We start from the raw sequence: 21,144 nt of genomic DNA, 5'->3' as shown, positions 1-21,144 counted from the left end.
TGTCGGAGTATTACCAGGTAACGCCGGTACCCAGCGCCAGGCCTTCGATATGGCGGAAGCCGATATCGTGCTCCATGATGACGCGGATCAGGGACTGGTTACGCGCGAACGCGGAAACGGTGTTCCCGTCTGCATCGATGTAGGTCGCCTCGCGGGAGAAATCGACCACCATTGCGCCGTCTTCACCAATCAGGACATCGTTGAAGTCAGCAAAGTAAATCTCAGACTCCTTGCCGCCCGTGCCCAGGTTCGCTGGAATAGCCGAGGTGCGCTCAATCGGATAGCCTTTCAGCATACCCGCTGCCATTTCCGGATAAACCTTGTTGCCGTTCCCGTCGCGCAGGCCGAAGAGCTTCATGTAGGTGCGGTTGGACATACCCCAGCCGCACTTCAGCATGTTGCTGTTACCGTCCATCGCCATGAGGATCAGCGCATCAAGGTAGGTATCGATGGTCTGCAGGTTCACTTCGTCATCTGCAACCCACGCATGCGTGCGGCTACCCGCCGTGGCCACGGCCTTCATCCCTTTCGGGGTGTCGTTGGTGCCGTCATCGCGGAGGAACGCCTTATCTTCACGGGTGGAAATGCCGCTGATGATGTCGTCTAAAATCAGCTGCTCGACGTTGAAGCCGCCGCGACCAATCAGCTGGTTGGAAATTGGCACCATGGTGATCAGCGTTTTGGCGTTCAGTTTGACGTCATCGAAGGTCGCACCGCTCGCCTTCACATCCTTGCCTTCACCGACATAGCTTGCCGTTGAGCCGCTGGCCAGTCGCGGGATCGCCAGATTACCGTTCGGCAGCGGGATGCTTCGCGCCCCGAGCTTACGCACGATGGTGCGGTCGCGCAGGAGCTCAATCACCTCGTTGTGCATGTTCTGCGGAACGAGCGCGCCGCCGGAATTGGCAGCTGTGCTGATCGCCATCGACAGCCCCTGATCGTTCAGGTCTTCCGCAGCGAACGCGGCGGCCTGCTGCAGGTCGCCCTTACCTGCCGCGATGGCCATCACCATGCGGGTCATGCCTGCACCTTTATACTGTGGCGGTTCGGCTTTCACATGCACTGCCGGTGCATTACGACCGTTCTGCGCAGCCTTCACCGGAACCGCCGTGGCGGCGGCGAGGCGTTCTGCCGCTTCCAGACGCTCAATGGACGCCGAAAGCTCATCAAACTGAGCCTGCAGGCCTGTGAATTGCTCCAGCTGCTCCGCGCTCAGCGTGCCGCCGTTCATTTCAATCTGTGCCAGGGCCTGAACCTGAGTGTTAATACCCGCACGCTGGCGACGCAGTTCTTCGATTTTGTTCATCGTTTTTCTCTCTTTTACGCATAAAAAAAGCAGCTATCTGGCTGCTTACGGTGACGCTTCGCGTCGGGTTACATACGGGCCTGCTGATCCATTACAGCGGCGCGTAACTGGATACTGGATTGCTGGGGCGAGGGTTTGTATTTCGCGGCAATCGCGTTGATGGCTGACTGAGGATCGGACATCTCATCTGCCAGCCCTGCCGCGACGGCGTTCTGCCCGAAATACAGCGCGGCCTGGGTGCCAATAACGGCGTCAATATCAATACCGCGATACTGCGCGACGGAGGACGTGAACGTCTGGTACGCGCCGTCGATCATCGCCTGTATCTGGGTCGTGGCCAGCTCCGTCAGCGGTTCATGCGGGGAGCCGTTGTTCTTGTTATCGCCGCGCGAGAACGTGGTAAATTTCAGCCCCACGCTCTCCTCCCATTTCGATGCTTCCATGTGCTCCAGGATGACCCCGATGGAGCCCACGCCGCTGGTTTCGCTGACGATGATTTTGCTGCAGGCCGACGCGATAAAGTACGCCGCAGAGAACGCGCTGAAGTTCACGATGGCCGTAATGGGCTTCACGCTGCGCGACTGGTAAATGTAGTCAGCCAGCTCCTTACAGCCCGATACCGCGCCGCCGCCCGAGTTAATATCGAGCACAACTTCTTTAATGCCCGGGTCGTTCAGAAGGGAAGCCAGTTGGCCGCGAATACGCTCGTAGCTGTTCAGCTCCGTACACATATTCACGATCTGGCCACGCCGGGGGACCAGGATGCCGTGGACAGGAATAACGCCCACGCCGCCGCTTTGCTGAGGTTCGTTCGTGTCCGGTGAGTCGTCCGGTCCCAGCGCCATTTCAAGCGGGGCCACATTCATGCCCTGCAGGCGGGGGACAAGGATTGACTTCACCGAGTCCATGATTTGCCGCGTAGCGTAGTGAGGCACCCCGAACACCTGGTCAGCCAGGTGCGGCAGGTTGATTAATTTCGACATTGTGTATACCTGTGAGAGCCTGATAATCAGGTTTTATGCAGTTCGCTGCAGGATTGCGCTGATTTCGCTTATCTGCGCAGGGGTGGCTTTATCCAGCCCGAGAACGGTGCTGGTATCGACCATGTTCAGCGGCGTCAGATACTTGTCGCCGCCCTCTACCGGGGCCATGTTCTCCATGCGCCGGATATCGTTTACCGACAGCCAGCCCCACTGGCGGCCCAGCGCGTAAGACTCATAACGCGATTTCTGATCGCCGCGCAGCAGCGACGAGACGTTGAACTCGATGTAAAAGTCGCGACGCTCGCTGGGTAACAACAAATCGCGCATCATCGCCGCTTCATGGCGCTTCAGCCAGGCCAGCAGCGTGTACATCACGTACTGAAGCCCCTGGTGCTCGATGTTGTTGTTGGTCGATTTGTCGAGAAGCTGAATCATGTGCGGCGGGATTTTGTAAAGCCGACACACCTCGTTTACCGTCCACTGGCGAGACTGCAGCAGCTGCGCTTTTTCATTGTCCTGCGACAGCTGCTTATAGCTCATGCCCTCCTGCAGCAACGCCACGCTGAAGGCGTTTCGCACTCCGGAATACCGGTCCGTCCATTTGGCCAGAAGCTTGTCAATTGACGCCTGGCTCTTGATGGCTCCCGCCTCTTTGGGGCGCTCAATCACGCCGGACATCGTGGTGCCACGGGCGAACACCTGCGCGGCGTGCTGCTCAACCGCCATACCCAGCCCGAGAACGTCCGCGTTCGTCTGAATCGGTGAGGTGCCGATGTACCCGTCGAGCGAGAAATACTTGATGTGGTGCATCATGCGCATCGGCACCGTTTCACCCAGCTCAGGCAGCTCGTAATACGGCATCCCGTCCGGCCCTTTCAGGACGATGACCTTTTTGGGGTTAATCGGTATCAGTTCAGCGATATCGCCGTTGCCGTGCCGGTCAATCAGGGAATAGCTGTTCCCCTCAAGCCCCAGCACGCCCTGCTGCTGTTCGTAATATTCAAAGCTGGTGTCCTTTCTGTTTGGCTGCGAATGAATCACATCGTACAGGGGATGATCCGTTGCCCTGCGCCGACCGCCTTTTTCGTCGCGCTGATAAAGCTCGACGGGCAGCTGGGCGATGGATTCGGCAAGGAGCGTTACGCAGGCGCGTATGGCCCCAATCCCCATTGCCGTTTCCGGCGTAACCAGCATGCCCGATGAGCTCTTGCTGGCGCTGACGCTCCCGAGAACCGTTGTCCAGTTACTCCCTCCCGGACGCGACCTACCCCGGAAGAACTGAGGAATGAACATCAGTTACCCCCTAGAGAATCATTCGCAGGCGCAGCGGCTCTGGCAGCAAAATAGGATGCCAGCAGGCAAAACACGCCTGCAGCAATAACGCCTGCAGGCGGAAACACCATCCACGCGCCAAACGAGATAAGCGCCGCGCCGAACAGGCCGATCATAAAGGTAATAATTGCCGTTAACATGCGACGTCTTCCTCATCATAAACGGATTGATTGCTGGCCCGACCGTTCAGCATTGCGCGGCCTATAGCCATAAACAGCGCTGTCGCGCCATCGATTTTTGACTGCTTGTCGCCCTTCGTAGGCCGGACGATATCGTCGCTTCCAGGGACATTTTTTCCGATAACGTTGCTGATACACCATGACAGGACCGGGTTTCCGTCATGGTGGAACCGACCGCCAGCGAGCGCCGCTTCCAGCTCCTTCATCGGCGGCGACATGTTGGTGTAGTCCTGCCGGATAGAAATGGGCTCAAACCCGTGGTCCTGCAGCTCGTGGCTGAGTGCCGTAGCCCCGCTGGGGTCAATGGGGATTTCGCTGACGCGGACCTTATCAATTTCCTGAAGGTCGATAATGCTGGCCAGGATTTCGCGATAATCCGCTTCTGCCCCATCTGTCGCTTCAAGCGCCCCCATTTCGACGAACTTCACATACCGGTCTGCAGTTTTGGCAATTTTCGGGTCCGTGCTCCGGACCGTGTCCTCCGGTACCCAGAATTTCGGCCTGATGCAGTAGTAGTGTTTCTTACCCTCAATTTCGCGGACGAAAACGCCAACACCCGCGTTAAGATCAAGACGCTGGGCGAGGTCCAGACCGAGGTAATAATCCTCGCCTGCAAAGTCCTCGTAGCGCAGGGATTTATCGGCGGCGGCATGCCATTGCGTCATGTTGTAGAACGCGGCTTTACCGGATACCCAGATATTCAGACGCTTCGTTTTAAAGGCGTTGACCTTGCGCGGAACCTGTTTAGCGACCTCCATCTCCGCCAGCAGATCGTCATACGATATCGACACGTTGAGGTTAGGGTTCGCTTTAATGAAGTTGGTCGGGTCGGTCCAGTCGTCCCCTTCATCGAGCTCATAAACCAGGCCAAACAGGCGGTCGTTAGGCACATGCCCGTTGAGCATCTCCTTGACCTGCTTATCCTTGTCGTAGCATGGCGATTCCAGCGACGTACCCGCCGTGGTGATGATAAGCGTCAGTGGCTGCGAACGTGCGCCCATGCCCAGCGTCATGGCTTCATACATGTGATCCGTATCGTGCTCATGATATTCATCAATGATCGCGCAGTGAGGGCTGTCACCGTCGCCAGGCTTCCCGGCGATGGGCGCGAACAGCGAACCGTCCGGACGGGTCAGGCTGTCAACCCAGACCGAAATATTGAATTTTGAACGGAGCGACGGAAGGCGATCTGCCATCTGCCTGGCTGGGGTGAAGACCTTTTTCGCCTGCGCCATCGTGGTGGCCCCGCAGTACACTTCCGCGCTGTTTTCACCGTCAGCGCAGAACATGTACGTGCCTATGCCTGCCGCGAAAAACGATTTCCCGTTTTTCCTGGCTACCCGGATATACGCTTCGCGAAATCGGCGCTTTTTGGTCTTTTTCGTGACCCAGCCGAAAATTGAGCTGAATGCAAACGCCTGCCAGGGTTCCAGCTTCAGTTTTTGACCGGCTAAATCACCGCTGGAATGCGGTAAAAGCTGAACGAAACGGCAGGCGCGTTCGGCCAGTTCGCGGTCGAATCGGTAGGGATAACCCTTATCGAGAGAAATTTTCAGGTCATTAAAATGGCGCTGGCATGCCAGCTGGATGCTCTTGCAGGTGAGTATTTTCCCGTTCAGCACATCCCGCGCATACTGGTTCGCCATATTGACGCTCGGGTACGCGGCCATAATATGTCCCTAAAACTTGGGACCATCGCCCCAATCAAAATTCGTCAAATTCATTGCCGGATTTACTTTCTTCGCCCGGCGCGCGTTTTCTGGCTCTGCTGTTGGGATCAAGTTTCAGAACTACGCTAAGACGGATAAGCTGTGAGATATACTTATCCCGCGCCTTTACTGCAGCTCCCATTTTCTGCCCACCGGCAGCAGTTTCATCCCCAATCCCATCAGCTTTTATTTCCTGGTTCGCGTCGTAAAGGAGCTGCACCGTATTGCAATATTCCATCAGCAGATAGCAGTCCTCCATTTCAAACGAACCACGGTTAATCAGAATTTTGCAGGTTCGTTTCCAGGCATCGATCGCCATCTCACCCAGCAGTTCATCTGGCGGTGAAACTGCACGAGTCAGAGAACTTACCTGCGTTCCGGTCTTCTTCGGCTTACGACCTCCCCCCGGCGATCTCACTCCGGTACTCATAGCGAAACACCTCAAAAATCATCAAAAAAAAATTCTTATTTCTCACGCGCAAAAAACTACCGGGAGTGGCAGTCCTTAAAAGCGAAAGGGTTTTGGGATTTTATCCCCCCTCCCCATGCGCTGAGCGACCGAGTTTCACCTGAGACGTTCTCTTGCGGTCTTGGCTCTGTGGCATGGCCAGCACAATGCTTCCAGATTGAAATCATCATCCGTTCCGCCGTGAGCCTTAGCGAGGACATGGTCGACGGTACTCGCACGTGTTGCTATGCCAACGCGTCGGCACGCCTGGCAGATGTGTTTATCTCGCTGGAGAATACGTGCACGCCTGACTTCCCAGGGACGCCCGTATCCACGTTCGTGTCGACTTTTGCCATTCTGATAGTTGCGCCATCCTTCACCGGCATGCTGCTGCCGATGTTCATCGCAGTAGCCGCTTGAGTCATTTGTCAGGGCAACACAGCCTTTGTGCCTGCATGGCCTTTTGATACGTGGGGGCATAACTAACAACCAACCTTATGTTTAAGTTTGTTCATATGTGTCGACTCCAGCGAGACTCGCTATATCCGCCAGAGGGGACAATTGATGAGATAACCGCAGTAAGGGATCAGACAAAGTCACAATACGAAAGGAAGCAAAGATTGCCGTCAGAACTTCATGAATAGCGAGAGACTACGAGGTCGCCGCCCCGTGGCAGACACCTCCTTCGGGAGGACCCATAAGAAAACACAGGTCCGACCGCCGTTTTGAATTCTCTGCTAAACGACTCTAGTTTGATTTGAGTATGCAATACGCATAAAAAAGCCCCGCATAGGCGAGGCTGGAATCAGACAGGGGGATTAAGACTGGATATTCCAAATCATTGCGTTACCGTTATGATTTTCAATGATTTTTGCCAGTGGTGCTCCACCAAAAGAATGCATGTAGCTGTGATGTATAGTCAAAACCAAATCTTGAAGTACTTGATCACTTTCAAGTTCGGTAACATTCAACCCAATTTTCTGCGCCTTATCAAAATGAATATGACGCGAGTGGGTATAGGTTGTGTGATGGTTGTTTAACTCTGAACAAACATGTGTTGCTTTTGATTCTGCCTCAGGATCATTATCAAACATGCCTGTCATAAGCCAATGCTTAACAATCTCATTTGCCCATTTTATTGCTTTCTCACACTCGCCGATTATCGTCGGGTTCAGCTTTTGAAGAATGAACTGCCACATCTGAACAGCTGCGGGATTTTGAAAAATTTCCGTCTGCGCACGATTCCATTCTTCAATGATGGCATGGGTAGAGAAACCGTTGAACTGAGGATCAATTGGGCCAATGTTGGACTGTTTACCCATGATGATTTCATTGGCACAACATGCAAGCATAGTTCCGCAGGACATTGAAATCATAGGAACAATTGCTCTGATGTTAGTTCCAAACTTCGACCTTAAGTAATGCCCGATTGATTCCAAAGCGGCAATATCACCACCAGGAGTATGAAGTATCAAATCCAACCCTTTTGATACATCTAAACCATTGATGGCTGTCATCAACCCGTTCTTATCATCATCAGTCATCTGAGTAAGATGGCGTACTTCTGCACCACCATGCTGTAACCACCCTGAGTAATATGTGATTACATTTCTTCCAGTATGATTCGAAAGTTGAGATAAGTATTTACGGCGAACCTCATCCATAGGACTTTTATGGGCGAGAGCCGTTATCTCGCCCAGTACGTCGCTCCAATTAGGCATAAATTAGTACGTGTAAAGTTGATGACTTGTAGTTTGGTTTTGCTTCGATTGTGTAGCGGTACCTTGTGAGTACCAAACACCTGTGTTTCCACTCGTACTAGTTTGCTGTGCCATTACACGAGAAGCGAAGTTGTTAACAGTTTCACCAGTCAACATTTCTGCCGGCTTGATATTGTAAACATCGTAGAACTCAGCTGGGGTCATAATGATAGCTCCTTTTATAGCGCTACATATAGTGCCTGTGCCAAGGGGGACATACTATATGTGCCATTGTTGTCATATTTAAATGTGCAAAAAGCCTCAAAAGAGGCTTGAAAAAGATGCAAAAATACTATCTATGACGTGACTATAGCTACTTACCCACAGTTTATACAAGCCAAAAATGCTAAATTCAGATAATCCTATTCGCTGAAAAACTACACAAAAGCTACGTTCATCTTGTCATTAGATAACGTCAGTAACTTTCTCTGGATCTAAGCCATTGGTGAAAAAGCTAATTGCATGATGAAGCACTGTAATGTAGCAGTTGAGGTTGTTTAATGAGAATCACGCTAACAATGTCAACGGACATTATTCATTTTCGTAACTTCTCAATCTCTCGTATACCCGCCAGGTTATTGTTACCCTTCTCAATAACGGCCAACAGAGGCTTAATCCAGAGAACAGCCTGGCAATATGTCATTGCGCTGGTGGCAGCGGCACGATCATCGGCTTCGTCAACTGTGTCGGTATCGGCGTGCATTGCGCTTGAACGTAAACGGTACGCGTATTCGTACAGCCCACCAGCAATATCAGCAGGAACAGGCAGATCACAGGTTTTTTCACGGCGGAGAATCTCCCGGTATTCGATGACAGTTTTTTCAGTGCTGACGTCAATAAGTGAATTCAACCTGTTGGCGTGTTCTACGATCTGATTGAACCGATTGAAGTTGAAGGCCTGAGTGGCAATCACCTGCCCCTGCAAAGAGTTGTCACTCCGTAGAACATCGTTATCACTCTGTATGCTGCTGGCGTATGAGCAACTTTTAACGAGCGCTATTGAGAGAACCGCAATAATTACTACTGCTATTGGGAAAGGAGCCAATTTCACGGGACATTCCACCTCACACCATTACGGATTTCGCCAGGTTAAACAGCGCGCGGCGTTTATCCAGCCCGTTACTACCGCCATTGATAAGCAGCGTTACGCGCTCAACATCGCCGGAGTGAAGCAGGCAACCACGGGACACATAAAACCACGCAGCAGAACGGACGGCGTGCTCATCCACCTGCAGCAATTCGGGGTGCGACACCAAGTCAAGCTTTAGCGACTGGCCGCAGCTGCGATAGTTGTTCAGACCGGTGATTTGCTTTAGTCCCTGTCCGCGATATTTCCAGCCATCACCAGCGGTCTGGTTGCCCAGGTTTTTTTTACCCCACTCACCGCCGTAAACCAGATTGGCGATCGCTTTCTGGTTGGCCGGTTGAGTTGCCGTTCTGCCGAGTGCGGCGGCCTGCTGGGGGGTAATGCGGTGGCTGCCGAACGTCGGAACCAGTTTTTCCGCCGCATAGTTCAGGTTTTCCACCAACTGGGTGAACCCTCCGGACTCATGCCCTATCTGTGCGATGAACATGGCCTGGTCAAGCGGTGCGGTAATGCCGAATTCTTTCATTGCAGCATCGATGTAATGAAACCAGCGCACGGCTAGCCCGGCGCTGATACCTGCCGCCTTTTGAAATTGTGTTTGGTTCACGTTGTGCTCTCTCCCGTAATGCGAGCGATATTGCCGCCCGCACGCCAGACAGCCACGCAGACAACAAGATTAATGAGGATTTCACCGTAATCGACCTGCACATAATCGCCGTGCCAGATGCGGAAAGCCGTGTATGCAGGAGCCAGAATCAGCCCATACGCCAGAAACTCCATTACCCGGCGGCGCCGCATACTGCGCTTACGGAAAAACATCAGGCGGAACGAAATCATGATGCAGGCCAGTGCATTAAGGTGAAGCAACAGCCATGGAAAGTTCAGCAGCAGCCACGTCATTCTTCCCCCTTCACGCCGGGCAGATTGCCTGTTTTTGAGCGGGCAAGAATGCGCAGCAGAATTGTCACGGAAACCGTTGAAGCCGCCAGTGCGCCAATCGCTGGCGAAACCTTGATAGTGACTGGCGGGCTAAGCTGATTCAGGCCGGCGTTGATAAGGGCGGCGATAATTTCTGAAGCAGTACCGGCACAGTAAATGCCACCGATAAACGAAATGAGCGCAAAAAGAATCTGCTTCCAGATTTTGTGGTCCTCAGAGCTGAGGATATATAGCGCAGCCCCTGCGAGGGAGCAGACCATCACTGCTGGCGTAGCCTCTGGAAAAAGCGTGGCGAAGGTGATTCCGGTTGTACCAGCAGCCACGCCCGCCGTTATCGTTGCAGTTATTGGTTCTGCGGACATTCAGCCCCCTCTTATTGCTATTGATCCTCTCAGAATGTTTGAGGGGAAATAAAAAAGGCCGCCCGTATGAAGTGAACCCCGAAAGTTGGACATCCAACGATTAGGGGTTTTGCGTTTCAATGGGCAGAAAAAAATATTCATCTGAATTCAAGCAACAAGTTGTTCTCCACTATCTGAACAGTGGTGACGGTGCAAAGAAAACGGCCAGGCTGTTCGGCGTCGATCACGGAGCGGTCAGACGCTGGACTGAACACTGGAAAGTGAACGGGGTGAACGGTTTTTCCATTCCTACCAGAGCTTACTCTGCTGAGTTCAAAGAGTCTGTTGTGCTCTGGATGCAGCAACATAACAAGTCATCCCGGAAAGCTGCGGCGGAGTTTTGCATCGCAACCGCTTATACTGTCAGCAAGTGGGAGCGCCTTTACCGTGAAGGCGGTGTTATTGCCTTACAAGATAAACCCAGAGGGCGTCCGGTGAAGTCTGGTAAGAACGAAACGTCAGATAAAAAACTTAAAAATTCCCCTCCAGCGTTTCAGAGCGTTGAAGAAGAGCTTGAATACTTGAGGGCGGAAAATGCCTACCTAAAAAAGCTTCAGGCCTTGATTCGGGAAAAGCAGAAGACAAAGCAAAAATAATTACCGAATTGAGGCAAAACCATAACCTGAGGATGCTGCTTCATATAGCAGGATTGCCTCGCAGCACTTACTACTGGCACGTTAGGGCGGAGGACAGTGGAGAGCGCTATGAGGGCGAACAGCAAAGAATAGCCGCACTGTTTCATTATCATAAAGGACGATATGGTTACCGCCGCATTACCCTGGCGTTGCGCAATGAAGGCTACGGCATAAATCATAAAACAGTACGAAAACTGATGCGTAAGATGGGGCTGGCCTCATGCCTGAGAAGCAAGAAGTATCAGTCATACAAAGGTACCTACGGTAAAATCGCACCAAACATCCTGTCTCGTAATTTTAAGGCCAGCAGTCCAAACCAGAAATGGGTTACAGACGTGACCGAGTTCAACGTAAAAGGGACAAAGCTATATTTGTCACCAGTGCTGGATCTGTATAACAGCGAGATAATAGCCTGGCATATGACGACGCATCCGGGAATGAACCTGGTCGACAACATGCTCAGCAAGGCCATACAGCGGCTAAAGCCAGATGAAAGACCGATACTGCACTCTGATCAGGGCTGGCAATATCAGATGGCACGGTATCAGGAAAAGCTTAAGGTTAAAGGTATAGAGCAAAGCATGTCGCGCAAAGGAAACTGTCTGGACAATGCAGTGATAGAAAACTTTTTTGGTCTGTTGAAGACAGAATGTTGGTACCACGAAGAGTATGAAAATACGGACCATCTACGAAAAGTAGTGGAAGAGTACATCCATTATTACAACAACGAACGAATCAAGCTAAAACTAAACGGCCTGAGTCCAGTACAATACCGAACTCAGGCTATGTCAGCCGCCAGTTAAGAAAGTGTCCAATATATGGGGTTCACTTCACGTAGGCAGCCTCAAGACTATAATCCCACCTCTTCAGGCAGGATTTCGATGTTTAAGCGGTGTGACGAAGTTAGCACTCTTAACAGAGTACGGTGTTTTTTGCGTACGCGTTAACATTTTTTATTGATTTTATTTTTATAATAATGCATAAAAATAATGCAATCTTTTTATTGAAGAATGAGACTATGACGGCAGAAATCGCGGTTTATAATAAACTTGCAGTATCGTTAGCAGCCGATTCCGCTGTGACCATTACAGGCGGTAATACTGTTAAAATCAACAATGGCGCTGAGAAATTATTTGCCTTAAGTAAACACCATCCTGTTGGCCTAATGGTTTACGGTGCAGGTAGTTTGTGTGGCGTACCTTGGGAAATGATTATAAAGGAATATAGAAGGCAGCTAGGTGATGTCTGTTACGATACTGTTGAGCAGTATGCAGAGAAATTTTGGAATTTCTTGTGCGACAGTAATCACATAATACCAGACGACATTAAAAATAATCACTTAGAGGAAATACTTCTTTATAATGTCCTACCCGGGTTGATGCAGCACATTCAAGATTATCCGGTGAAAATGTTTATTGAAGAAAATCAGCGTCATCCTAACACACTCGAGACCTATAACATTATTGAAGTTGCTTGTAAGGAGTTCGTTAATAACTTTAATGGAAGCGAATTCTACAAAGGGTTTGATGATAGTGACCTTAGTAAAGCCATAGCATTTTCAAAACCAATTGCCAACGAAGCATGCGAGTCAATTTTATATCGTGAAGAAGGCATAGTCATTCCAAATACTTTGATTGACGCACTTTCAACGATGTTTGCCCATATTATATGTAGAAAATCCCCCTTCGGAACAAATACCGGACTAGTTATAGCAGGTTATGGTGACAAGGAATATTTCCCAAGTATTTTAGCTTATGATGTAATAGGTTTTTTCGGTGAGAAGTTAAGATATTCGCCAAATATGGACAAAAGTACTAGTGGAGGCGAAAGCGGTGTCACTGCCTATGCACAAGAAGATGAAGTAAGTGCATTCATGACTGGCATCAGTGGAGAGCTTCAAGAGTATATGTTTCCACAAATTGAAAAGGGCGCGGAAAAAATATTGAGTGATGTGGCAGAAAAAATAAAAGCATCCTCATTACCTCCTAAAGAATGCGAGGCGTTAATAACGAGTATTTATGATTTTGCTGAGTCTAACTGGTCGACTACTACTAGTGACATCCGTGAATATATAATTAACAACCATGTAGGTAAGGTTGTTGAAATGATTGAGTTTTTACCAAAACAGGACTTGGGCTACATGGCTGAATCCTTAGTTAACCTAACAGCTTTCAAGAGAAAGATCTCAAATGACAGTGAAACTGTTGGTGGTCCGATAGATGTTGCTATAATATCAAAAGGAGATGGCTTTGTTTGGGTGAAACGAAAGCATTATTTTGATAAAGAGCTTAACTATCAGTACTTTAAAAGAAACTAATGAGGAAAATCATGGCTACGCTGCTCCAATCCAACCTTGAGTTAAGAGAATGGCAGAAAAAATTTAACCCTTCTCAACCTGTTAAGACTATAACTCCTACGGCGAAGCGCACCACTGTAGATAAAACCAGTAATAAATATCTTCAACAGAGTTTCTTTAGTCGTTAACATAAAAGGGGGGGAGCCCCCTTTTTTAATTTAGCATAGACATGACACCATCTATGTAACCTAAAGTTGCTTGCAACTTTCTTCGTATTGTACCGTCAGAGCATTTCCGCTTTTTAGCGATACAACGAAGTGAAATTCCAATAACGAAGTGAGAGATAATTAGCTCATACTCTTCCGGCTTATATTTCTTCAGACGAGCTACACAACCATCAATCAAGATCCCTTGATCATCATCACATTGCAGGCGCGACTTTTTCCCGTGTGGTAACAGACCTTTAAACCCGGCTGCAATAGGTTGCCAGTCAACGCCACTACAATCAGCCGCCGCCCAGGCTCCCCAGCGGTCCATTACCTCGTACATGTCACGCATTTTTCTCTCCAATGTTTTCGATGATTATCATTCCGGTTTCGCCCCATACTTTTGATGTCCGGGCGTCCCAAATGTGGGAATCATCCTCAAACAAGGCGTCCAACAGAGATTTTTTTAAGTTGTCCAGATCGGGCTTTTGCTGATGGGGTTGGCCGTCCATAGCTGCGCGCTTTTTCTTGCTCCAGCTCTTTGGCATCGGCAAAACGAAAGTTATATGGGCGCCGCTCTCCGGTACTTGGATTCCATGCAGCCTAGCTTCATCGCAGAACATGCGATAGCGCATCACCGGCGGGCGCTGCTTCCACTTATCGCGGCGTGTCATGCGGGGTTTGCCGACTGGGGTGATGATGTATTTAGGCATAGAACACCCCCAGCTCTAACTGGATCTGCTCCAGCAGCTGCAACTCGGTACCGAAGTTTCTCTCCCATTGCTTACGGCCAGCATGAATCGCCACACCATAACCGCCGTTGCGATGGTGCAAATGGCACAGGGGAATTGATTTCCGATGGTCAGCGCGCTGGCTTGTGCCCTGCCCGGTCCGGATGTGGTGGATTTCCGCAGGCGTTTCGCCCAGGTTCTGATTTCTGCACACGATGCAGCCAAGTGCGGCCACACGCGAAAGATGGAGGTTATCTGCTTTCTTCATGCTGGACCACCAGCACAAGCAGAAACCCCGCGCATTAACGGGCGGTGTGGGTAATTCGGGGTGGTTCTTTGCGCCATCACTTTTCTCCGGTGATGGTGCGACAGGTGCTGGTTGTTCAGGCCAGCTTGATTATTATAAATCAGTTGTCAGGGTTGCGGAAGCGCTCAAGGCATTGTCTGAGTGCTTCCCTGGTGATGAGTATTGCTTCGGCAGGTACCGGGACAACAACAAATGAGCCATCCTCCTGGCTCACTACCTCATAACGTCCAGCAGGGCGAACGGCAGCGATCAACTCTTGCTCATTCATAACCAAAAATCCTATTCAAATCAGCTTCCCCCGATAAATCGGGGCCGTCCCTTTTCTCCCTGCGCGCTGAATGTAACTTAAGCCAGCCCTTCCATCGAACGTCTAATAGGTTAGATAGATCAATTAACTGTAATTGATCTGTGTAACCGAACGGTCCTTAATGCACAGGAATCATGGCGCTTATATCACTGGCCTGTTATCAGTATCAGTTACGCGGCTCAGTAAATGCGTTACTACACCCATCACCATCGCATCGTCCAAAGCATCCCCCTCTATCGCCTCCCCATCCTGTGTGATGAGAGCCTTACCCTGGAAAGATGCAAAGTCCAGCCCCCCGCAGAATGAGATCAGAACGTTGTCACCAATTTCGGGTTGTCTGGCAACGTTGATAATCGCGTACCCGGCTGATATTTCGATGGTGCGGCAGTTACCGTCATAGCCGCAAAGGCTGGTGATAGTGAGCGCCTGATCTGCGTAGTCTGCTGCTGGTGATGGAAAACCCATTATGCCCCCGCCAATTAACTGTATATTTATACAGTAACACCAAAAAAATGAGGGTCAAGATTTTGGGCACAAAAAACCCGCCGAGGCGGGTAAGTGCTTAATCAGTAATCAATTCTTCTCACAGCCAGCACCACCAGCAGGATTAAAACCACCAGCCAAGCTACCGCTGATAACAGCTCCATCAGGTACACGTTTCTATCTTTTGCTGCGGTGCTGCTGCGAGCATGGCATCTTCGAACGCATTCACCGAGATTGATAGCGCGCTACCCTGAATGTTCACTGCCTTAGATATTGCGTTGAAAAGGGCGTTGTAGCCGAAATGCCCTTTTGACCACCCAAACTGCACCGGAGCACCTGACTGCAGCATTGCAGTATGATGAGCTTCCCATCCCGCCTGGAATAATTCACGCTGAGTCAGAGTGCCACCTTCGTAGTCAGGCATGATGCCGCTCATTCTGGAAGGTTTGGCATCCTGAAACATGGCGCGCCGGAGGCTATTTCAGCTTCACTGCTATAATCGCCACTAATAACAACCTTCAGTCGACCAATGATTTCCCAGATGTTTTCAGTGTTGGCATCGTTCAGGAGTGCCAATGCGCGTTCGTTACGCTTCTCTGCAGTTTCCAGCGCTGCTATCAGCTCGTTGGTATAGCTCTCTACTGCTGACACCATAATACGAAGCTCATCGGTATGCACTTCCATAGTCAGGCGTGAAAGGCGGTGCTGGTTCGCGTGTTTCGGCACGCCTAATAATGCACGTCCGTCGATGTTGCTCATTGGGCTTTCTCCTCCACCAGTTTCTTCCATTTTTCTTTCAGAGTTTGACGGGCTGCATCCTCACCGCCAGACGGGAATGAAAAGCCCGCGCGGCGGCCGGGACATCCGTTCGAACAGCGCACCTCTGCCGAACCCCAGTTCATTCCCCTGCTACGAACCCTCAGTGAAGGAGCCAAGCCGCAGTCAGGGCATTTTGGTAAATCAGTCATTTCCCAACCCCTGCAGCAGATGCTTGTGGCGACGCAGCTCGCGAACGGCAGCCTGAAGACGTTGCAGATTCGACAGCTTCGCTTTCGTGCGGCGGATTTCAGTCGAGATAAAACGCGATGACGGAATAATCAGATCATCCGGACGGCTGGCGAAAGCCGGGATATCCTGAATAATTTCGGCGGTGGATTTGCTGGCTGGCGCTGCTGCTTGCTCGCTAACCTCTGGCGCTGGCTCCTGCGGCTCCTCCTGTATTGCCGGTTCGCCTGCCAGGCTCCAGGTGATGTTTTTCCCGTCCACATGGCGCAGGACCAGACCGTCCTTGCACATTGCGCCCAGCGATGCATTCAGGGCTCGCGGGCTTTTACCCAGCTTTTCAGCGACCTGGTTGGCGCTCATATATCCCTGCCCCTGCATTGCTGATAACACCCTCTCCACCAGCGGCGATGGCTGCTTGGGTCTGATACGCTTCGGCTTTTGCTCTTTCGCGGTACCGAGAGACCATGCTCCATCGTAAAAATCACATAAACCCTGTTCTTTCTGCTCGCGCAGCATATTAAGCGCTTCAACGGGCTCGATATCCAGACGGGCAGCAACTTCGCGATATGTCGCTTTTTTCATGGCTTTCAGTGCATCCAGTACGGTTTCCATAATTTTCTCCTCATAATTTACTTAACAGGTCTCAGGTGGCTAACATTTCCGCGATAGCTCTCCCAGTCAAAGTTCACCCAAATGCCGTTATCCATACGCAGGCGGTCAACAACCCTTTCACCCAGGGTTTCTACCAGCGCGCCGTAATTCAGGTTGGTCAGAACGCCAACCGGGCGCATTGCGGCCAGGCGGCGATCGATAATCTGGTTCAACAAAACTTTCTCGCCGCGGCTGTCACGCTGAATGCCAACTTCGTCGAGCACCAGCAGATCAACCTTGCAGAGGTCATCCAGCAGCGCAGCTTCAGACTGCCCTTCGTCGTAGCAGGCCCGGGCGCGGAGGGTAAGATCGGGCACCGTCACGATCAGAACCGTTCGCCCCTGCTTCAGCAGATAATTGCCGATGGCCGCTGAAAGGTGGTTTTTGCCGGTGCCCGGCTTCCCGGTGAAGACGAAGCTGGCAAACCCGGTACCAAAATTTTGCGCGTAGCTCTTTGCCATACTCAGCGCATGGCGCTGGCCGTCGCTTTCCACCGCGTAATTTGCGAAGCTGCAGCTGCGGTGCAGGTTCTGGATCCCGGATCGCCCGAAAATTTTCTCTGCCCGCGCCTGCTGGTTGATCTTGTCAATCTCAGCCGCGCGCTTTTGCCCTTCTTCGCGCTGCCAAGCCATCAGCTCAGCTGCACTGTTGAATTTGGGTTCAATGCCTGCCGGAATCACACGGCGAAGGCGATCAAGAATCGAACCTGCGTTTTGCATGCTTACCCCCTGAATCCTGGCGGTACAGTGTTATCCGGGCGGGAAATTTGATTTATATCCCGACCACCAGCCTGGTAATGCGCAGCCCCCTGCGACGGAAGACGAAGAACCAGGTCATCCCATTTTTCGCGTAGTTTGGACGGTGACATCACGTTCCGGCACCAGAACGGATCACGCTGTACACGCGAAAACAATTCACAAATTTGCTTATGCGTTCTGCCGTCAATGGCACACATCAGGCGGATTTCGTTGGACCACAATGCCCAGTTCGGCTCTTTTGGTCGCACCAGCTCCCCGTCGGTTTCTGCGGCTTTCTCGTAGAGCTTGACGATGCGATTCCACATCCACTGGGCGCAGGTAAGATCTTCTTTGCTGCCCCACTGCCGTTTTCCTGCATGGGCTACCACAGCCTCCGGATGACGTTTTAAAAATTCATCTTTTGAAATCTTCCCGTCGGACAGCGAAGCGTCCGGACAAGAAGTATTTTCTGGTTCTTTGACTGGTTCAGAAGAGTGACTGATTCTGGGTGAATCTCCTTCACTATCCCCTGGTGAATGTGGTGCACCATCTGGTGAATCTCCTGCACCATCCCCTAGTGAATTTGCTTCACCATCCTGGTGAATCTCCTGCACTACCACGACGCTGGTATTTGCGCCGCTTAGAGTGAGTCGGTAAAAATTGCTGCCATTGCCTTTCGGCCCCGATCTGGTCTCTTTCCGCATCAGTCCAGACTCGCAAAGCGCGGCAACATGATTCATGACTGAACGACGGCTGATCTCACACTGATCAGCGATATGCTGATAGCTCGGCCAGCACTCGCCCTGGTCACTTGCGTTATCGGCCAGCTTAAGCAGGACCAGCTTACGAAGCGGGTTTCCCACCTTGACCTTCATCGCCTGAACCATCAGTTCCATGCTCATAGAACACCTCGATACAACTGAACTAGGCTGCGTTCGAACAAGTCGAAATCAGCTTCACTTTGACGCCCACCATCTGCGCCAGCGCGTCGATCGCTTCCAGAGTCTCGCGCCGGATTACCGGTTGCGGTTTGCCGGTGAATACCGCGTTGGTGGCTTCGATACACTCCTTGTTAACCCTGGCCGCCCGGTAGTGCAGGCAGTCCTTCTGCGCGAGTTCGTTATCAATGGCGGTACGGATGGCATAGCTCAGCGCTTCAGCCTGTTTCAGGTAGTTAGGCGTATCGTTGCGAAATGCCCGCTGAATAATCTGCTTGTTGTTGTGCAGTCGGCGCGCGTACTCGTCCGGATCCGTTACGTTATCCAGTGGAAGAAGCAGATCGCCAAAGTGATGTGGGGTTATCAGCTGCGTCACCGTCTTCCAGCCCCTTTCCTGTGCCCAGGACTCCAGCTCACATGCCAATTTTTTGATTTCCATCAGTCAGACCCCTTTTGCGCGTGTGGGATATCCTGAACAGGAATTCCGCTGGTAGGGGTTGGATGCAAATCCGGACGTAATTCATGCGGGGTGACACTCCAGCCGCCAAATTCACAGAGCTTTATCACTCGCTCACTTGGAACTCGGTTTCGGATGATCCAGTTTGCAACTGACTGTGAGGACTTAAAGTTGAATTTACGGGCGACGGCCGAAACCGTACCAATCGACCTCACAGCCTTTTCAGTTATGTTCTTGTATGAAGCAGTCATCGTGTTCTCCTGAATGAGCCAACGACTGCAATATACTACATAAAGTAGAATACACAACTACGAAAAATAGAAATGACTATAAACGCGCCGTGCCTTACTCTTCTACCTATGGTAGAAAAAGCGAATAAACATCAAGATTTCGCCAACCGACTGACCGAGGAAATGCGCAGACAGCGCCGTTCTGTAAAGGATTTAAGTCAGGCTTGCGATGTCACTTACGAAATGGCTCGTCGTTATACGTTGGGCACGGCCAAACCACGCGATGAGAAACTACAAAAGATAGCTGACTGGCTAAATGTCCAAGCGGCATGGCTGGATTACGGCGAAGGGGAAAGCGCGCCAGTTAAGCTTCCGGAAACGGAGTTGCCGGGCTTCGCTGCGACAGAATCAGACGCTGGCAGTGATGCAGAATTCAGTGATTTAAGTGAAGACGAAAAGCGACTGGTTCGAGTGTATCGACAGTTCCCAAGTGTTGAAGCCAAAAACATGCTACTGGCTTTCGAAATGCGGTATAAACAGCTTTATGATTTCTTTCTGAAGTACGCCAACACCCCGCAGAAGTAAAAAAATCCCAAAGAGCCCGGCACATGCCGGGTTTTTTTACGCCTTTCATCACTACCATAAGTAGCTCACCCCTCTTGATTTTCTACTTTTAGCGTTGACACATCTACTTTATGTTGTATTCTCTACTCATCGAAGCACAACAGGTGCGACAGGTAAACGTTCCGCCTACCCGGCGATAAGGGTGATTAACCAAGCAATGCAGCAAACAGGGGTTCGAGATGGAAAAAGCATACGAAGAGTATTTCAACAGTCTGGCGGAGCGTGAAGAAGCACTGAGCTTTGCCGAATTCGCCCAGGCAGTATCTTGAACATGGCGAAAGCCGAAAGACTTGAAGGCGGTTTTCTCAGGTTGCGCGCTAAAGCATAGCGGGGAGAACCTGGGGCGGAGAGCAAACCCCGCAATGCAGGGCTTGAAATACCTGCACAGACCAATAAGCCGAATGGCAGCGTAACTGCCCTTTACATCTGCCCTGGCGAGGTGGCGCCGCCGGACCAGGGCAGATGAATCGTCCACAACATGAGAGCGCACTCGCCTCTTCAATTTAAGCTTTGTCGTTAAGTCAAAATTGATTGAGTGCGCTTCCAGTTGTGGGTAATCGCAACATTAGGCTGAGTGTAGTTTTGGTGGTATATGCGTTTCCCGTGGTCCATGCATATACCACCCTTTTTAGGCTGAGTTTATAGTGGGGTATTCAGAAATGGATAAAACGCAATTAACACCGGAACAACAAATTGCCTGGGCACAGGGAAAACTCGTTACTTCAGTATTTCTTCGTGATGTTGCCGGATGTAATGCAGCATGGAAAGTATTACGGAAATACAGAAATTTCGTTGTGCATCGCCAACCTCACCAGGAATGGCGAAATAGTTTAAAAGTTATTTAATTCATTCTTGTTAAGAATCGATGCCTTAAGTGGCAGGGATTCTCTCACCCTGAAAATAAGGAATTTGATATGAAAGTAGAAGTAACAACCGTTGAAATGGGTCTGGTAATCGTAAATAAAGAAATCGCGACATTTAATATTAACGGTGCCATTTCAGGTGTGGTTCATTTGCCATCACCAGGCCCTGTCACCGTCGTGCTTGATGGTGGCTACGTTCTCGGCGAGTTTCATTGCCCGGTTTGTGCTGTTAAGGACATAAGCTTGCTGGCTGTTAATTTTGCCGAAGCACAGAACGCCTGTGGCATGTCCTATTACGACCACAAACGCCAACATCTTAACTGAGATGGATCACATCATCTGTCATTGCGCTGTTTGCAGTCACGAATATAAAAAATCGGAAATGCATGAAAGGAAAACGGAGGTATATCCGTATAAGCGCACGATTTATTTGTGTGAGCAATGCAATGAAAAAAGAGAAAGGCGAGACGCTTTAAAAATGATAAGGCGCGCCAAGCGCAAACCGTTTCATTCAAAATCATCTTTCAAAT

General features: G+C 50.7%; 29 protein-coding genes. 6 read left to right on the top strand and 23 right to left on the bottom strand.

What is annotated here, in order from left to right:
• Positions 1-10: 10 nt before the first annotated feature.
• The 12 genes from N2K86_RS08560 to N2K86_RS08505 all read right to left on the bottom strand — a co-directional run bounded on the left by N2K86_RS08560 (position 11) and on the right by N2K86_RS08505 (position 10,105).
• Positions 11-1,306: a phage major capsid protein gene (locus tag N2K86_RS08560; protein WP_260661152.1), complete on the bottom strand. Its 1,296-nt coding sequence runs from the start codon at positions 1,304-1,306 to the stop codon at positions 11-13.
• 68 nt (positions 1,307-1,374) lie between these two features.
• Entirely contained in the window at positions 1,375-2,289 is a 915-nt protein-coding gene (locus N2K86_RS08555) for a S49 family peptidase (RefSeq protein ID WP_260661150.1), read from the bottom strand.
• A 33-nt stretch (positions 2,290-2,322) separates the two neighbouring features.
• A complete protein-coding gene (locus N2K86_RS08550; protein ID WP_256027111.1) occupies positions 2,323-3,582 on the bottom strand; it encodes a phage portal protein in 1,260 nt (419 codons plus the stop codon).
• Entirely contained in the window at positions 3,582-3,761 is a 180-nt protein-coding gene (locus N2K86_RS08545) for a hypothetical protein (RefSeq protein WP_260661149.1), read from the bottom strand. The genes N2K86_RS08550 and N2K86_RS08545 overlap by 1 nt, the downstream gene beginning before the upstream one ends.
• Entirely contained in the window at positions 3,755-5,470 is a 1,716-nt protein-coding gene (locus N2K86_RS08540) for a terminase large subunit (RefSeq protein ID WP_260661148.1), read from the bottom strand. Before N2K86_RS08540 ends, N2K86_RS08545 begins: the two co-directional genes overlap by 7 nt.
• 34 nt (positions 5,471-5,504) lie before the next feature.
• A complete protein-coding gene (locus N2K86_RS08535; protein ID WP_029485139.1) occupies positions 5,505-5,939 on the bottom strand; it encodes a P27 family phage terminase small subunit in 435 nt (144 codons plus the stop codon).
• Between the two features lie 135 nt (positions 5,940-6,074).
• Complete coding sequence (locus N2K86_RS08530; RefSeq protein WP_260661147.1) at positions 6,075-6,437, bottom strand: HNH endonuclease; 363 nt, start codon at positions 6,435-6,437, stop codon at positions 6,075-6,077.
• Between the two features lie 338 nt (positions 6,438-6,775).
• A complete protein-coding gene (locus N2K86_RS08525; RefSeq protein WP_223610852.1) occupies positions 6,776-7,621 on the bottom strand; it encodes an SDH family Clp fold serine proteinase in 846 nt (281 codons plus the stop codon).
• Positions 7,622-8,252: 631 nt separating this feature from the next.
• On the bottom strand, positions 8,253-8,768 hold the full coding sequence (locus N2K86_RS08520) for a hypothetical protein (protein ID WP_260661146.1): 516 nt from the start codon (positions 8,766-8,768) through the stop codon (positions 8,253-8,255).
• Between the two features lie 13 nt (positions 8,769-8,781).
• Positions 8,782-9,411, bottom strand: a complete 630-nt coding sequence (locus N2K86_RS08515; protein WP_260661144.1) for a glycoside hydrolase family 19 protein — start codon at positions 9,409-9,411, stop codon at positions 8,782-8,784.
• A complete protein-coding gene (locus N2K86_RS08510) occupies positions 9,408-9,704 on the bottom strand; it encodes a phage holin family protein (protein WP_213788039.1) in 297 nt (98 codons plus the stop codon). The genes N2K86_RS08515 and N2K86_RS08510 overlap by 4 nt, the downstream gene beginning before the upstream one ends.
• Positions 9,701-10,105, bottom strand: a complete 405-nt coding sequence (locus tag N2K86_RS08505; protein ID WP_260661143.1) for a phage holin family protein — start codon at positions 10,103-10,105, stop codon at positions 9,701-9,703. The genes N2K86_RS08510 and N2K86_RS08505 overlap by 4 nt, the downstream gene beginning before the upstream one ends.
• 119 nt (positions 10,106-10,224) lie before the next feature.
• Between N2K86_RS08505 and N2K86_RS08500 the strand changes: the two genes are divergently transcribed.
• The 3 genes from N2K86_RS08500 to N2K86_RS08490 all read left to right on the top strand — a co-directional run bounded on the left by N2K86_RS08500 (position 10,225) and on the right by N2K86_RS08490 (position 13,263).
• A protein-coding gene (locus N2K86_RS08500) for an IS3 family transposase (protein WP_260661141.1) occupies positions 10,225-11,582 on the top strand; the annotation gives its coding sequence in 2 pieces (ribosomal slippage) (positions 10,225-10,687 and positions 10,687-11,582; 1,359 coding nt in all).
• 215 nt (positions 11,583-11,797) lie between these two features.
• Positions 11,798-13,096, top strand: a complete 1,299-nt coding sequence (locus tag N2K86_RS08495; protein ID WP_260661140.1) for a hypothetical protein — start codon at positions 11,798-11,800, stop codon at positions 13,094-13,096.
• Between the two features lie 11 nt (positions 13,097-13,107).
• The gene (locus N2K86_RS08490; RefSeq protein ID WP_260661139.1) at positions 13,108-13,263 is read left to right on the top strand and encodes a hypothetical protein; all 156 of its coding nucleotides are present in this window, start codon (positions 13,108-13,110) and stop codon (positions 13,261-13,263) included.
• 25 nt (positions 13,264-13,288) lie between these two features.
• On the opposite strand, the gene N2K86_RS08485 is transcribed toward N2K86_RS08490, so the two are convergent.
• From N2K86_RS08485 to N2K86_RS08435, 11 genes are all read right to left on the bottom strand, one after another.
• Positions 13,289-13,633, bottom strand: a complete 345-nt coding sequence (locus N2K86_RS08485; protein ID WP_260661138.1) for an antiterminator Q family protein — start codon at positions 13,631-13,633, stop codon at positions 13,289-13,291.
• The gene (locus N2K86_RS08480) at positions 13,626-13,994 is read right to left on the bottom strand and encodes a RusA family crossover junction endodeoxyribonuclease (RefSeq protein ID WP_238461024.1); all 369 of its coding nucleotides are present in this window, start codon (positions 13,992-13,994) and stop codon (positions 13,626-13,628) included. The genes N2K86_RS08485 and N2K86_RS08480 overlap by 8 nt, the downstream gene beginning before the upstream one ends.
• Positions 13,987-14,280 carry a Ref family recombination enhancement nuclease gene (locus tag N2K86_RS08475; protein ID WP_238461025.1) on the bottom strand — a complete coding sequence of 98 codons (294 nt, stop codon included), beginning with the start codon at positions 14,278-14,280 and terminating at the stop codon, positions 13,987-13,989. Before N2K86_RS08475 ends, N2K86_RS08480 begins: the two co-directional genes overlap by 8 nt.
• 487 nt (positions 14,281-14,767) lie before the next feature.
• Positions 14,768-15,091: a hypothetical protein gene (locus N2K86_RS08470; protein ID WP_260661137.1), complete on the bottom strand. Its 324-nt coding sequence runs from the start codon at positions 15,089-15,091 to the stop codon at positions 14,768-14,770.
• 181 nt (positions 15,092-15,272) lie between these two features.
• Positions 15,273-15,533, bottom strand: coding sequence for a hypothetical protein (locus N2K86_RS08465; RefSeq protein ID WP_260661136.1), 261 nt, complete (start codon positions 15,531-15,533; stop codon positions 15,273-15,275).
• Positions 15,534-15,541: 8 nt separating this feature from the next.
• Positions 15,542-15,868 (bottom strand): hypothetical protein, encoded by a 327-nt coding sequence (locus N2K86_RS08460; protein ID WP_260661135.1) that lies wholly within the window; start codon positions 15,866-15,868, stop codon positions 15,542-15,544.
• A 201-nt stretch (positions 15,869-16,069) separates the two neighbouring features.
• Complete coding sequence (locus N2K86_RS08455; protein ID WP_260661134.1) at positions 16,070-16,726, bottom strand: DUF1627 domain-containing protein; 657 nt, start codon at positions 16,724-16,726, stop codon at positions 16,070-16,072.
• Positions 16,727-16,743: 17 nt separating this feature from the next.
• A complete protein-coding gene (locus N2K86_RS08450) occupies positions 16,744-17,484 on the bottom strand; it encodes an ATP-binding protein (protein ID WP_260661133.1) in 741 nt (246 codons plus the stop codon).
• A gap of 2 nt (positions 17,485-17,486) precedes the next feature.
• Positions 17,487-18,404: a helix-turn-helix domain-containing protein gene (locus N2K86_RS08445; protein ID WP_260661132.1), complete on the bottom strand. Its 918-nt coding sequence runs from the start codon at positions 18,402-18,404 to the stop codon at positions 17,487-17,489.
• 22 nt (positions 18,405-18,426) lie between these two features.
• Positions 18,427-18,879, bottom strand: a complete 453-nt coding sequence (locus tag N2K86_RS08440) for a toxin YdaT family protein (protein WP_260661131.1) — start codon at positions 18,877-18,879, stop codon at positions 18,427-18,429.
• The gene (locus N2K86_RS08435; RefSeq protein WP_238461032.1) at positions 18,879-19,148 is read right to left on the bottom strand and encodes a transcriptional regulator; all 270 of its coding nucleotides are present in this window, start codon (positions 19,146-19,148) and stop codon (positions 18,879-18,881) included. The genes N2K86_RS08440 and N2K86_RS08435 overlap by 1 nt, the downstream gene beginning before the upstream one ends.
• Before the next feature lie 72 nt (positions 19,149-19,220).
• On the opposite strand from N2K86_RS08435, the gene N2K86_RS08430 reads away from it, so the two are divergent.
• The 3 genes from N2K86_RS08430 (at position 19,221) to N2K86_RS08420 (ending at position 20,938) form a co-directional block, all read left to right on the top strand.
• On the top strand, positions 19,221-19,712 hold the full coding sequence (locus N2K86_RS08430; protein WP_238461014.1) for a helix-turn-helix domain-containing protein: 492 nt from the start codon (positions 19,221-19,223) through the stop codon (positions 19,710-19,712).
• Between the two features lie 698 nt (positions 19,713-20,410).
• A complete protein-coding gene (locus N2K86_RS08425) occupies positions 20,411-20,596 on the top strand; it encodes a hypothetical protein (protein ID WP_260661129.1) in 186 nt (61 codons plus the stop codon).
• A 69-nt stretch (positions 20,597-20,665) separates the two neighbouring features.
• On the top strand, positions 20,666-20,938 hold the full coding sequence (locus N2K86_RS08420) for a hypothetical protein (protein WP_260661128.1): 273 nt from the start codon (positions 20,666-20,668) through the stop codon (positions 20,936-20,938).
• Positions 20,939-21,144 lie beyond the last annotated feature (206 nt).

This window comes from Enterobacter mori (assembly GCF_025244905.1).
Lineage (GTDB): Bacteria > Pseudomonadota > Gammaproteobacteria > Enterobacterales > Enterobacteriaceae > Enterobacter > Enterobacter mori_A.
The sequence above is the reverse complement of the archived record's forward strand: the minus strand, read 5'-3'. Positions and strand labels throughout refer to the sequence as shown.